This window comes from Halopseudomonas sabulinigri (assembly GCF_900105255.1).
Lineage (GTDB): Bacteria > Pseudomonadota > Gammaproteobacteria > Pseudomonadales > Pseudomonadaceae > Halopseudomonas > Halopseudomonas sabulinigri.
Map to the genome: position 1 here is coordinate 931,815 of NZ_LT629763.1, position 13,704 is coordinate 945,518.

Here is a 13,704-nt window from a genome sequence, read left to right on the forward strand (position 1 = left end):
GTGGCTGCCAGTCTGGACCCGGCTGTTTATACCAGTCTGGAAGCATTGCTCGGCGCGCGCCGCCACTGCCATGAGCTGCCGCTGTTCAGTCGGCCAGTGCGTAGCGGTCGGCAAAGCGGCCAGCAAAGCTCACGTTTGCGTGGTCGCGGGGTCGACTTTGATCAGGTACGTGCCTATCAGCCCGGCGACGACATCCGCAATATCGACTGGCGCGTGACCGCCCGCACCCAGAAGGTCCATACCAAGGTATTCAACGAGGAGCGTGAACGCCCGGTGTTCGTCATCGGCGAGCAAAGCCCGCGGCTGTTTTTCGGCAGCCAGCGCTGCTTCAAATCGGTGCTCGCCGCGGAAACCTGCGCCCTGATTGCCTGGACCGCGTTGTCGCACCACGACCGTGTGGGCGGCATGGTCTACAGCCCCGGCGTGTGCCACGAGGTACGCCCGCGGCGCGACCGCAAGGCGCTGTTGCAACTACTGCAACTGCTGCTCAAGGCCAACCACGCGCTGCAGGCCGGCCAGCAGGCCGAGCCCGAGGACGAGAGCGAAGCGCTGAATCTGGCCCTGCGGCACAGCCGCGAGATCATCCGCCCGGGCAGCATTCTGTATATCATCTGCGACCATGCCGCCATCGACGGTCTGAACCAGAGTCTGCTGGTACCCCTGGCCGGCCACAACGATCTGGTGCTGCTACCGGTATTCGATCCGCTGGATACCAGCCTACCGCTGTTTGGCCCGCTCGACTTTGTCCAGGGCGAGCAACGACTGACGATTGACACCCTGCAGAGCGGCGTACGCCAGACCTACGCCGCGCAGTTCGAGCAACAGCAACAGAACTGGCTGCGTCTGGCCCGCCGCCTGCGCTGCAGCCTGATCCCACTGGACACCCGCTTCGCCGCACATCAACAACTGCACGACACCCTTACCGGCCATCCGCGCGGAGGGCCACGATGAGCAGCCCGCTACAGGATGCCCTGCTGCAACCCGCCGCCCCGCCACCGGTAACCTGGTGGCCGCCGGCACCGGGCTGGATAGCGCTGGCCGTGGTCCTGACCCTGTTGCTATTGGCCGTCCCGGTGCTCTGGCTGACCCTGCGCCGACGCCAGCGACGGCGTATGCGGGCGCAGCGCATCATCTGGGAAATACCCGATCAGCTGTCCGATCAGGCCTGGCTCGCGGCGCTCAACACGCAATTGAAGCGCCAACTGAAAAGCCGTGGTGACGAGGACGCCACCCGGCTGTACGGTGCTGCCTGGGTCGATTACCTGTGCCAGCGCTATCCACAGCCGCGCGCGGATATTCTGCAGCCGCTGGGCGGGGGTCTGTATCAACCTGGGGTTGCCATGAGTTCTACCGACCGCCTGGCGCTGCAGCGCGAACTGCTGCGCTGGATAAGGTACAACCATGTTTGAGTTGCACTGGCCTGTAGCCTTCGCCCTGCTACCCCTGCCCTGGCTGCTGCGCTGGCTGCTGCCGAGCGCCGACCGGCCGGCAAGCGCCCTGCAGGTCAGTTTCCTGCGCCGGTTGCAGCACCTGGAGCAGAGCAGCTCGCGCCCCGTCAGTAACCGCAGGCACGCGCCGGCCATCTTGATCTGGTGCTTGCTTGTGTTCGCCTGCGCCCGGCCAGAGCTGCTCGGCGCGCCATTGGCGCCGAGTATCAGCGGCCGCGACATGATGATTGCCGTGGACCTGTCAGCCAGTATGGAAATACGCGACATGCAGCTGGAAGACCAGCCAGTGGACCGGCTGACACTGGTCAAACACTGGCTCGGCGCTTTTGTTGAGCGCCGGCATGGCGATCGTCTGGGGCTGATCCTGTTTGGCAGCAAAGCTTACGTGCAAGCGCCGCTGACCTACGACCTGGACAGCATCGCCCTGTGGCTGAATGAGGCCTTTGTCGGCCTGACCGGCCGCGACACCGCCATCGGTGACGCCATTGGCCTGAGCATCAAGCGGCTGATGCAGCAGCCCGCGTCGAGCCGCGTCATGCTGTTGATCACCGACGGGGCCAACACCGCCGGTGAAATTGCCCCCTTGCAGGCTGCCCAATTGGCCGCCGACCAGGGCATCCGCATCTTTACCATTGGCGTGGGTGCCGACAGTGCCCGTGAGGATGGCCTGCAGGGGCTCTTGAATGGCGATGTGGATCCATCCATTGACCTGGATGAAACCACCCTGCGCGAACTGGCCGAGCTGACCGGCGGCGAATACTTTCGGGCCCGCGACAGTGCCAGCCTGGAAGCCATCTATCAGCAGTTGGATACACTTGAACCCAGCCTGCGCGCCGGCCGCCCCAGCCGCGAGAGTATTCCGCTCTACCCCTGGCCGCTGGCCGCCGCCTGGCTGATCAGCCTGGGGATGGGCCTACAACAAGTGCGGAGGCAGCGCCGTGTGGTCTGACCTGCTGCCCTTCAGCTTTTTGCGTCCCTGGTGGCTGCTCGCGTTACCGCCAACGCTGCTGCTGTGCGGCTACCTGTACCGGCACATGAAGAAGTATTCTGGTTGGGAAGCCCTGTTACCGGTCAACCTGCGCGGGGCCCTGCTGCAGCAACAACAAGGCCGCCGCTACGCCGGGCGCTACCTGCTGCTGGCCCTGTGCTGGACACTCGCATTATTCGCCCTGGCCGGCCCCGCCTGGGAGTCGGATGAAGGCGTTGAGCGCAGCGACCAGGCGGCCCTGGTGCTGGTACTGCAGGTATCGCGTAGCATGCTCTCCACCGACCTTACGCCCAACCGTCTCGAGCAGGCACGCCACAAGGTCGAGGACATCCTGCGCGCCTTCCCGGAACGCCGCATCGGGCTGATTGCCTACGCGGGCAGCGCCCATCTGGTGGCACCACTGACTCGCGACCACGCCACGCTGAAGAACCTGCTCGGCGTGCTGCACCCCGACATCATGCCGGCCCGCGGACAACAGGCCGACCAGGCGCTGGTGCTGGCAGCACAACTCCTCAGCAGCTTGCCCCCCGACAGCGCCCAGGTGCTGCTGTTGACCAATGGCTTGAGCGAGGCAGAACAGTCAGTCGCTGACAATACCGCCGAGCAGCTCGGCGAGCGCCTGCGCGTACTGGGTATAGGCACCGCCGATGGCGCCCCGGTGCCGCTCGCAGAGGGCGGCTTCATGCGCGATGAGCAGGGTCGCATACTGTTGCCGCAACTGGATGAAAGTGTGCTCAGCCATTTTGCCCGCCGTCATGGCGGCGAGTATGCACGGCTGAGCGTCGACGACAGCGACATTCAATACCTGCTGGCCACGGCGTCAGGGAGCGATGAACTGTTGCAGACCGAGCAGCGACAATGGCTGGATCAGGGTCATTGGCTGCTGTTGCTACTGGTGCCGATAGCTGCTCTCGGCGCGCGCCGCGGCTGGCTCGGCTTGTTGCTGATCGCGCTTTGGCTGCCGCCGCCGGTGTCGGCGATGAGTTGGCAAGACCTCTGGCAGCGGCCTGACCAGCAGGGCGCCGAACTGCTCCAGCAGGGGCAGCCGGCGGCGGCGGCGTCACACTTTGAAGACCCGCAGTGGCGCGCCTGGGCACTATTGCAGGCCGGCGATTACGCCGCCGCCAGCCAGGCCTACGGCGCACTCGCCGATAGCGAACCCGAGAACGCGGAGTTCCACTTTGCCGAAGGTACCGCACTCGCCCTCAAGGGTGATTACCCCGACGCGCTGGACGCCTTCGAACAGACCCTGATTCGCGCCCCGGAGCACACCGCCGCGCGGCACAACCGGCAACGCGTGGAGGCGTATCTGGCAGAACTCGCCGAGCAGGAAAAGGAGCAGGACGCCGACAGCGAGACGGCAACCAAGGAGGCCGATAACGGCAGCGGCGCCACGGCCGATCAGGCGAGCGAAGGAGACACCGGCCATGACGACGAATCCGCAGCCAACAGCGAGGAAACGCCGACCAGCGGTGACCAGACCGCAAACGGCGCTGATAGTAACGCGCCCCAGACCAGCGACAGCAGCAGCGAAGCCACTGCCGGGCTGAACGAACAGCGTGCCAGCGACGAGCTGGAAGATGAGCTGCCGGGCACCAGCACGGCAGACAGCACTGGCGCTCCCCTCCCCGCCAGAGGCTACAATGTCGAGCAGCAACAGGCGTTGCAGCAATGGCTGCGCGACATCCCGGATAATCCCGCTGAACTGCTGCGCCGCAAGTTTCTTTATCAACACCTGCAACAACCTGATGGACGTCCCCGATGATGCGTTTGCTGTGCACCCTCGTTCTGTTGCTGTTGGCCGGCCTTAGCCAGGCCACCATGCAGGCCAGTGTGGATCGCACCCAACTGGTCGAGGGCGAGAGTCTTGAGCTGACACTGGAAAGCAACGCCGGCAGTAAATACGGCCCACCCGACCTGACCCCCCTGCAGGAGCACTTTACCGTTACGCAGAGCCACCAGTTGAGCCTGCTCAGCGAGCTGGAAGGCCGCAAACAGTGGGTCAATCGCTGGGTGGTAGGCCTGCAGCCCAAGCGCACCGGCTTTGTGGTGATCCCGCCGTTGTTTCTCGGGCCCGACAGCAGCGAGCCAATCACCCTGCGCGTACTGACCGAGGCCCAGGCCCGCGATGACGCCGCGGGCAAACTGGCGCCGATCTTTATCGACAGCGAAGTCGATACCGAAACGCCCTACGTCCAGGCGCAGGTATTGCTGACCTTGCGTATCTATCACTCGGTTTCGCTGTACGACGACTCCGACCTCAGCGGCCTGGATATCGCCAACGCCCGCATCGAGCGCCTCGGCGCGCCGCGAAACTATGAACGCACCATCAACGGCGTGTTGCACGGCGTGATCGAGGTGCGCTATGCCATCTATCCGCAGCAGAGCGGCACCCTGGATATTCCCTCGCAGCTGTTCAGTGCCACAGTGCAGTTGCCGCGCGACCCCGCCAACCCGGCCGGTGCACACAGTGCGCGTATGGTGCAGCTGCGCTCGCCCAGCCTGCAGCTGAAGGTACAACCCATCCCGGAAAGCTACCCTGCTGACACACTCTGGCTACCGGCCAAGCAGGTGCGTCTGAGCCAGAACTGGCAGCCGGACCCTGGTCAGGATCTGCTGCGCGGCGAACCGCTGACCCGCACCCTGTCGATTCAGGCCGATGGCTTGACCGCCAGCCAGTTACCCGAACTCGGGCACCTCAGCGAAGAGCAATCCGAAGACCTGCGCCAATACAACGATCAGCCGCAACTGGAGAACCAGTTGTCGGCCAACGGCATTCTCGGCTTGCGCCAGGAAAGCGCTGCCATCGTGGCGCGCAGCACCGGTGACCTGCAGATACCCGAAGTACGCGTAACCTGGTGGAATACCACTACCGACAGCCTCGAAGAAGCCAGCCTGGCCGCCGTCAACCTGCATATCTTGAGTAACCAGACCACCAGCACGCCACTCAACAACAACGAGCGTAACCGCAGCAACGCGCCACTCCCCCTGCTCTGGCCCTGGCAACTGGGCTGCGCCCTGTTATTGATGGCGTTGGCCGCTTGTCTGTACCGCTTGCGCCAATTGCGCCAACAGCTGCAGAGCCTGGACGAACTGCATGAGGACACCACTCACCTGGATGCCGATGTCGCCGGCAACCCTCTGGCCGACCTGCAGGTTGCCTGTCGCCAGAACCAGCCGGGGGATGCGCGCAAGGCGCTGGAGCACTGGGCCAAACAACAGACCAGCGACCTTATCGCACTCAGTCAGCAGTACCCGACGCTGGCTGATGCACTGGATGAACTGAACGCCTGTCTGTTCGGCCAGAACGACAGCGCCTGGCGTGGCAAGCCGCTGTGGCGCGCGGTACGGCAAGTTACCCAGTCACGGCAGCGGGAAGCCGCTGAGGCAAGTGATGGCGGTATGCAGCCGCTGTATCCGGATGTTTAGGTGCTGTTGAATCCAGCGAACTCGGATGACCAGCGTCAGCAATAGTATTCCGTGCGCTGCTCACTGGCGCCTTTCGCCTGGCTGACGAGCCAAGGGCACCCAGCTGAACTGCCCTTCGCGTTAGCTACATTGCTCGAGCGCTCGGGGCCCGTCTAGCCGGCCGCTCACAAACTCGCTTCGCTCAGACACCGCGAGAACCTTTTTCCCGGCCGCTCTGCGCTACTCGCCCACTCAGATGGAAAACCAGGTCCGTGCGGCGGCTTATATTTAGTCCCTACTTCAGCAATCAGCTTGCTGCTCAATCGCATAAAACAAAAAGGCGCCCGCAGGCGCCTTTTTGGTTCGGTGGTATTGCTTACTGACGCAGCTTGTCCGGCCGGATCAGGAAGCGTGCCAGGGCAGGCAGCAACCAGAGTGCACCAAACATGTTCCACAGGAACATGAAGGTCAGCAGAATGCCCATATCGGCCTGGAACTTGATGGCCGAGAAAATCCAGGTCGCTACGCCGATGGCCAGCGTGAAACCGGTGAACGTCACCGCCTTACCCGTGGTTTTCAACGTCTCGTAATAGGCTTCCTGCAGCGGCAGCCCCTGACGCAGGTAGGTTTCCAGACGACTATAGATATAGATGCCGTAGTCCACCCCGATCCCCACACCCAAGGCGATCACCGGCAGCGTAGCCACCTTGACGCCAATCCCCAGGAAGGCCATCAAGGCATTGGCCAGGACCGACGTCAGTGCCAGCGGAATGATGATGCACAGTACCGCGCGGATCGAGCGGAAGGTCACCAGACACATGAAGATAACCACCGCGTAAACAGTCAGTAGCATCTTGGTCTGCGACGCTTCGATCACCACGTTGGTGGCTGCCTCGATACCGGCATTGCCGGCCGCCAGCTTGAATTCCAGCGTATCGGTGTTGTACTCCTCGGCAAAGGCCTCAACCGCTGCAGTAGCCTTGCTCAGGGTCGCTGCCTTGTGGTCATCGAGGAAGATCATCACCGGTGCCAAAGAGCACGAGGAGTTGAACATGCCAGACGGCGCGCGGCTGATGGCGTTGTTCAGGTTGTCCTGGTTACGCGACAACCCCTGCCACTTCAGGTTGCCCTCGTTGTTGCCCATGATCACCTGCTTGGCCACGGTCACCAGCGAGACGGCCGACTGCACCCCGTCCAGGTTATTCATCTTCCATTCCAGCTGGTCGATGGCTTCCATGGTGCTGTGCGCCGAACACATCTCTGGCGGCGTCTTGACCATCACCACCAGAATGTCCGAGCTGGTCGAATAGTTGTCGATGATGAACTTGTTATCCAGGTTGTAGCGCGAATCGGCGCGTAGCTCCGGGGCGCCCGGATCTAGGTCACCAATGGCGACGTTCTGGCCGTGATAGATGCCAAAGGCAAAGGCCGCAATGGCCAGCAAAATGGAAATTGGCGCTACTGTCGGATGCGCAAAGCGCGCCACCGCCAGCCAGGTTTTCTGCGGCCGTGCGGCCCGCTCGCGGTTACGCTCGACGGCCCCTTTGCTGATGCCGATGTACGACATCAAAATCGGCAGCAACATCAGGTTGGTAAGAATGATGACACCCACACCGATGGAGGCGGCAATCCCCAGCTCGCGAATCACCTCGATCTCGATCAGCAGCAGGGTGACAAAACCTACCGCATCGGAGATCAGCGCCACGATGCCCGGAATATAGAGTGCACGGAACGCACGACGTGCAGCGTCGTAGCTGCCCTGTGAGGTGGGATACTCAATCGCCATGCCGTTGATGATCTGTACGCCATGGGAGATACCGATGGCAAATACCAGAAATGGCACCAGAATCGAGTAAGGATCCAGCCCGAAGCCCAGGGTACGCAGCAGGCCCAGCTGCCAGACCACCGCGATCACCGAACACACCAGGGTGGTCAGTGAGCTCTTCAAACAGCGGGTAAACATCAGCAGCAGTACAAAGGTAATCAGCAGCGCGGCGCCAAAGAACATGACGACCTTGATGATGCCCTCAATCAGGTCACCGACCTTCTTGGCAAAGCCCACGATGTGGACCTTGATGTTGGGATTGTCTGCCTCGAAGTGCTGGCGAATCTTCTCTTCCAGCTGCCGCGAGAAATCACCGTAATCCAGTTGAATCAACTCGCTCTGATTCTCCGGATTGGGATAGGCCTCCTGCAACGGCACATCAATGATGGTCGACTTGAAGTTATTGGCCACCAGGCGACCGATTTCACCCGACTTGAGCACGTTGGCACGTAGCTCTTCAAGGTCCTCTTCGCTGGTATAGGCCGGCCGATTGGCTACCGGACCACCATCAAACCCGTACTCGGTTACCTCGGTCCAGCGCACGTTGGGCGTCCACAGTGAACGCAGGTTTGAGCGGTCAACGCCCGGCAGGAAAAACACCTCGTCGTTGATGCGTTTCAACGTCTCCATGTATTCGGTGGAAAAGATGTCACCATCCTCGATCTCCACCGCAATACGAATCGAGTTGCCTAGGTTCGGCAGATCGTTTTCGTGCTCGATCATGTTGACGATATAGGGGTGCTTGAGCGGAATCATCTTCTCAAAGCTGGTATCAGGCTTCACCTGCGCGGCCTGATAGGCAAAAAACACCGTGAGTAACGCAAAGATCAGCAGTACTGCAATCCGATTATTGAAAATCAGCCGCTCCACAAAGGGTGCGGTCTCCTGATGGTGCTTGGACATCCAGTATCTCCCGGCAGAAACTTATTGTTGTGAGTCTTTAAGACCGTTGGCTGATGCCCTGACCACGCCGTGCTGACCTACCAGCAACAGGTGCCCATCCGGCAGTCGTTTGGCCGTCGCCAGCGCAACCCGATCAGCGCGGGTGTGCGCTTCGAAAGTTTTGCCGTAATCGTCGCTGGTCAGTACCACGCCACCAGCGCCGACAATGGCCAGCTTGCCATCAGCCGACAGGTTGCCGCCGAGCAGGGTCGCATGCGGCGCCTTGTTGCTGAACTCGACTGGCTCCCAAGTGAAACCGAAGTTTTCCGAACGGTACAGGTTACCGCGCAACCCCCAGACCACTACCTGCCCTGTTTTGCCGGTACCGGACACACCAAACCAGGTCCCGTCGTAGGGCGAGGTGTCGAGGGTCTCCCAGGTATCGCCGTAGTCGGAGGAGCGATACAGACTGCCCATTTCACCGACCATCATCAGACCCGCGTTGTGCACCGGGGCGATGGCGTTGTAATGCATGCCGTATTCGTTATCGATACTGTCGCTGCAATCTTCCCAGGTGGTGCCGCCATCGTCGGTGCGCAGAAAGAGCCCATAGGCCCCCACGGCAAAGCCGGTCTGGCCATCACGGAACCAGACGTCCATGAGCGGTCGTTCAAGCAGGCCTGGGCCGTCCGGGTCGGCTGGCTGGTCCAGTGCCGGGTCACGGTACTGCAGTGCCCAGTTCTGCCCGCCATCGCTGCTGTGCAGGATCATCGAGTCATGCCCCACCGCCCAGCCATTCTGCTCATCGACAAAATAGACCGCTGTCAGCACCTGGCGCGCGGGTACTTCAGCCTGCGTCCAGCTTTCGCCCTGGTCATCGGAATAGAGAATGTGGCCGCGGCTGCCAACCGCCACCAGGCGCTCCCCGGCGCTGACGGCATCAAGCAGCAACGTTTTGCTCGCCAGCTCAGACATGATGGCCGGCTCCGGCGCAGCGGCCAGCGGTTGTGCATCCTGGGCCAGGGCGGCGCCAGCCGGTGCCAGGAGTGCTGTGGTGATACCCAATGCACGCAGCACCGAGCGGCCGAGTAGTTGTTTGCGGTATTTCAGACCTGGATTCGGGCTAACTGCCTGGACTGTAGATTGAGTGCGCCCTTCGCTGCGCTCACGCATACGCCATTCCCCCTTATTGTTGTCAGAACCCGCCAGCTAGACGGAATCAACAATACTAACGAGGACGCACCCACCCCGCCAACCGCTCGCGGTTATCTTTGGTTAATCAGCATATTGATAACAGTTCGCGTATTTTAGCCGCAATATCAGGTAACAACTTTTGCGCAGGCATTTATCGCGCGCATAAAAAAACCCGCCTATCAAGACGGGTTTTTTAACTACTCAGGCGATCAGTGAGTCATCTTGCTCGCCTTGGAACGACGCACCTTCTCAGGATTGATCAGGAAGCGCGCCAGTGCCGGCAGCAGCAGCATGGCACCGATCATGTTAACCAGGAACATGAAGGTCAGCATCAGACCCATATCCGCCTGGAACTTGATGGCGGAGAAGATCCAGGTAGCCACACCAATGGCCAGACACAGACCGGTAAAGAGTACCGCCTTACCAGTCGAGCGCAGCGTCTCGTAGTAGGCTTCCTGCAGCGGCATGCCGGCACGCAGGAAACTTTCCAGTCGGCTGTAGATGTAGATACCGTAGTCCACTCCCACGCCCACGCCCAGTGCGATTACCGGCAGTGTCGCGACCTTCATGCCAATGCCCAGGAAGGCCATCAGCGCGTTACCCATGACCGAGGTCAGTACCAGCGGCAGTACGATACAGATGGTTGCTGGCAAGGAACGGAAGGTCATCAGGCACATCAGGCCAACCCAGACGTATACCAGCGCCAGAATCAGCAGCTCGGAGCTGGAGATAACGTCGTTGGTAGCCGCTTCAATACCGGCGTTACCCGCAGCCAGTTTGAACTCGAGGGTGTCGGTGTTGTACTCGGCAGCAAATTCCTTCACCGCATCGGTAGCCCGGGTCAGGGTATCGGCCTTGTGGTCATCCAGGAAGATCATCACCGGAGCCAGCGAACAGGCTGCGTTGAACATGCCGGACGGCGCACGGCTGATCGCGTTGTTCAGGTTGTCCTGGTTACGCGACAGACCCTGCCACTTGAGGTTGCCCTCGTTGTTACCCATCAGCACCTGTTTGGCCACGGTTACCAGCGAGACTGCCGACTGCACACCTTCGAGGTTGTTCATCTTCCACTGCAGCTGGTCGATGGCTTCCATGGTTTCGTAGGCAGAGCACTTCTCTGGCGGCGTCTTGACCATCACCACCAGAATGTCCGAGCTGGTGGAATAGTTCTGGATGATGAAGTCGTTATCCAGGTTGTAACGCGAGTCCGGGCGCAGTTCAGGGGCACCGGCATCCAGGTCACCGACCTTGATGTTGTGTTCCTGGTAGATAAAGCAGGCTACACCACCGACCAGCGCAACAATCACCATCCAGGGCGCCACGTTCGGGTGGGCCACGTAGGAGATGGAGCGCCAGAACGGGTGCTCACGCACCGCATCGCGCTTGCTGCGCTCAATGGCTTTCTTACTGATGCCCAGGTAAGAGATGGTGACCGGCAGCATGATCAGGTTGGTAAACACGATTACCGCCACACCGATGGAAGCACCGATGGCCAGTTCGTGAATCACGCCAATATCCATGACCAGCAGCGTGATAAAGCCCACGGCGTCGGCCAGAATCGCGATCATGCCGGGCAGGAACAGCTGCCGGAAAGTGCGACGCGCCGCAGTCAGTGCGTTATCAGCTTCACCCGATTGCAAGGCAATACCGTTGATCTTCTGCACGCCGTGGGAAATACCGATGGCGAAGATCAGGAAGGGTACCAGCATCGAATAGGGATCAAGCCCGAAGCCGACCAGATTGATCAGACCCAACTGCCAGATAACCGCGATAACCGTGGTAACCAATACCGATACGGTACTGCGAATACACCAGGTAAACAGATACAGCAGTACGAAGGTGATCAGGAAGGCAATACCGAAGAAAGCCACAACGCCCATCAAGCCATCAATCAGGTCACCTACTTTCTTGGCGAAACCGACGATGTGGATCTTGATGTTGGGGTTCTCGGACTGAAAGCGGTCACGCACCTTCTCTTCCAGCTGGTGAGAAAACTCCTTGTAGTCCAGACGCAGCAGCTCGCTTTGGTTCTCCGGGTTCGGATAGAACTCCTGCAGCGGCACATCAATGATGCTCGACTTGAAGTTGTTCGCGACCAGACGACCGATTTCACCAGACTTCAGCACGTTGGCGCGCAGCTCGTCCAGATCTTCTTCGTTGGTATACGACGGGTGATTGGTGACCGGGCCACCATCAAAGCCGTACTCGGTTACCTCAGTCCAGCGCACGTTCGGCGTCCACAGCGAACGCAGGTTGGAGCGATCAACACCGGGCAGGAAGAAAACTTCGTCGTTGATCTGCTTGAGCGTTTCCATGTATTCGGTGCTGAAGATGTCGCCATCTTCGATCGCCACCGCAATACGAATGGAGTTGCCGAGGTTGGCCAGATCATTCTGGTGCTCAAGCATGTTGACGATATAGGGGTGTTCCAGCGGAATCATCTTGCCGAAACTGGTATCAGGGCGAACCTGCAGCGCCTGATAGCCGAGAAACACAGTAATAAGAGAGAACAGCAATACAACGATCAAGCGGTTGTTGAATACCAACCGTTCCATGAAAGTCGCGTTTTCCTGGTCGCGAGACATCCAGATTCTCCTGGCTTGTAGTTATTATCAGTTGGCTTTGAGACCGTTAGCCCCGGCAGTCGAAACACCGTGCTGGCCTACAAGCAAGATTTTACCGTTATCCAGCACAGTGGCCGACGCCAGCGCAATACGATCAGGACGGGTTACCACGTCGAAGGTCTGGCCGCCGTCGTGGCTGACCACCACCACGCCGCCTGCGCCAACGACCGCCAACTCCCCGCTGGCGGAGAGGTTACCGCCCAACAGAGTAGCCCCGGTAGGCAGATCAACTTCCTGCCAGCTGTCACCAAAGTCGGTGGAGCGGTACATGTTGCCACGCAGCCCCCAAACCAGTACGACGTTGCTTTGCTTGGTACCGCTAACGCCAAACCAGGAACCGTCATAGGGCATGTCGGTCAAGGTTTCCCAGGTATCGCCGTAGTCAGCCGAGCGGTACATGGTGCCCATCTCGCCGGCCAGGAACAGACCTGCGCCCTTGATTTCAGCGATCGCGTTGTAATGGAAGCCATCCGGGTTATCCACCACATCGCTGAGGTCTTCCCAGTTTTTGCCACCGTCGTCGGTACGCAGGAAAATGCCATAGGCACCCACGGCAAAACCGGTATTGGCATCGCGAAACCAAACGTCCATCAACGGCCGCTCCAGCAGGCTGGGGCCATTGGGGTCCATTGGCTCATCCAGCTCGGGGTCGCGGTACTGCATCGCCCAGGTCTGACCGCCGTCGGTGGTATTGAGGATCAATGAGTCGTGTCCGACCGCCCAGCCGTTCTTGTCATCGACAAAATAGACCGCGGTCAGCAACTGACGTACCGGCACGGCCGCCTGGGTCCAGCTACCACCCTGGTCATCGGAATAAACGATGTGACCACGCGCGCCCACCGCTACCAGGCGGTCACCGGCCTTGGCTGCATCGAGCAGCAGGTCAGAGGCAGCCAGCTTGGATTCAACGGCGGGTTTGATGTCTTCCTTGGCTTCCGCCAGGCTTACGCCAGGCACAGCAAAACCGGCAACGACGGCGGATAGAGCCAGCGTTGACAAGACTGAACGAATGGGAAAATTTTGCTTGCTGGTCGGTTGAAACGTATTCGCCCGGACCATGAATGGAGCGCGCCAATTGACAGGCTTACGCATACACCACCCCTCTTTGTTTTTATAAGGTGCCCTGCTCCGCAAGGGAACGATGAACAGATGTCGCCATGCTTGGAGAGCTGAACAGACGTTATGAAATCAGCTACCGCTCCAGCGGACAAGGCATATTAGAGGCCTACAACTTGCTGCACAAATACCTCTTGGTAATTTTTTATTAAAATGTTGGCCTTGCGCTGACAAAGTAACTCATTTATCAGCGCTTAACTCAAGCCCTGCGCCCCTCAC

9 protein-coding genes are annotated in these 13,704 nt (G+C 60.3%); 5 read left to right on the top strand and 4 right to left on the bottom strand.

What is annotated here, in order from left to right; all coding sequences use genetic code 11:
* Genes BLU26_RS04095 through BLU26_RS04115 form a run of 5 tightly spaced genes read left to right on the top strand, consistent with a single transcriptional unit; the run spans position 1 to position 5,865 of the window.
* Positions 1-951: a DUF58 domain-containing protein gene (locus BLU26_RS04095; RefSeq protein ID WP_092284116.1), complete on the top strand. Its 951-nt coding sequence runs from the start codon at positions 1-3 to the stop codon at positions 949-951.
* Positions 948-1,409 carry a DUF4381 domain-containing protein gene (locus tag BLU26_RS04100; protein ID WP_092284118.1) on the top strand — a complete coding sequence of 154 codons (462 nt, stop codon included), beginning with the start codon at positions 948-950 and terminating at the stop codon, positions 1,407-1,409. The genes BLU26_RS04095 and BLU26_RS04100 overlap by 4 nt, the downstream gene beginning before the upstream one ends.
* Positions 1,402-2,397, top strand: coding sequence for a VWA domain-containing protein (locus BLU26_RS04105; protein ID WP_092284120.1), 996 nt, complete (start codon positions 1,402-1,404; stop codon positions 2,395-2,397). Before BLU26_RS04100 ends, BLU26_RS04105 begins: the two co-directional genes overlap by 8 nt.
* A complete protein-coding gene (locus BLU26_RS04110) occupies positions 2,387-4,201 on the top strand; it encodes a VWA domain-containing protein (RefSeq protein ID WP_092284122.1) in 1,815 nt (604 codons plus the stop codon). Before BLU26_RS04105 ends, BLU26_RS04110 begins: the two co-directional genes overlap by 11 nt.
* Positions 4,198-5,865, top strand: a complete 1,668-nt coding sequence (locus BLU26_RS04115; protein ID WP_092284124.1) for a BatD family protein — start codon at positions 4,198-4,200, stop codon at positions 5,863-5,865. Before BLU26_RS04110 ends, BLU26_RS04115 begins: the two co-directional genes overlap by 4 nt.
* A 355-nt stretch (positions 5,866-6,220) precedes the next feature.
* On the opposite strand, the gene BLU26_RS04120 is transcribed toward BLU26_RS04115, so the two are convergent.
* From BLU26_RS04120 to BLU26_RS04135, 4 genes are all read right to left on the bottom strand, one after another.
* The gene (locus BLU26_RS04120) at positions 6,221-8,572 is read right to left on the bottom strand and encodes an efflux RND transporter permease subunit (protein WP_092284126.1); all 2,352 of its coding nucleotides are present in this window, start codon (positions 8,570-8,572) and stop codon (positions 6,221-6,223) included.
* Between the two features lie 21 nt (positions 8,573-8,593).
* Positions 8,594-9,724 carry a WD40/YVTN/BNR-like repeat-containing protein gene (locus BLU26_RS04125; RefSeq protein ID WP_092284128.1) on the bottom strand — a complete coding sequence of 377 codons (1,131 nt, stop codon included), beginning with the start codon at positions 9,722-9,724 and terminating at the stop codon, positions 8,594-8,596.
* Positions 9,725-9,954: 230 nt separating this feature from the next.
* The gene (locus tag BLU26_RS04130; RefSeq protein WP_092284130.1) at positions 9,955-12,330 is read right to left on the bottom strand and encodes an efflux RND transporter permease subunit; all 2,376 of its coding nucleotides are present in this window, start codon (positions 12,328-12,330) and stop codon (positions 9,955-9,957) included.
* Between the two features lie 27 nt (positions 12,331-12,357).
* Positions 12,358-13,461: a YCF48-related protein gene (locus tag BLU26_RS04135; RefSeq protein ID WP_407920337.1), complete on the bottom strand. Its 1,104-nt coding sequence runs from the start codon at positions 13,459-13,461 to the stop codon at positions 12,358-12,360.
* Between the last annotated feature and the right edge of the window lie 243 nt (positions 13,462-13,704).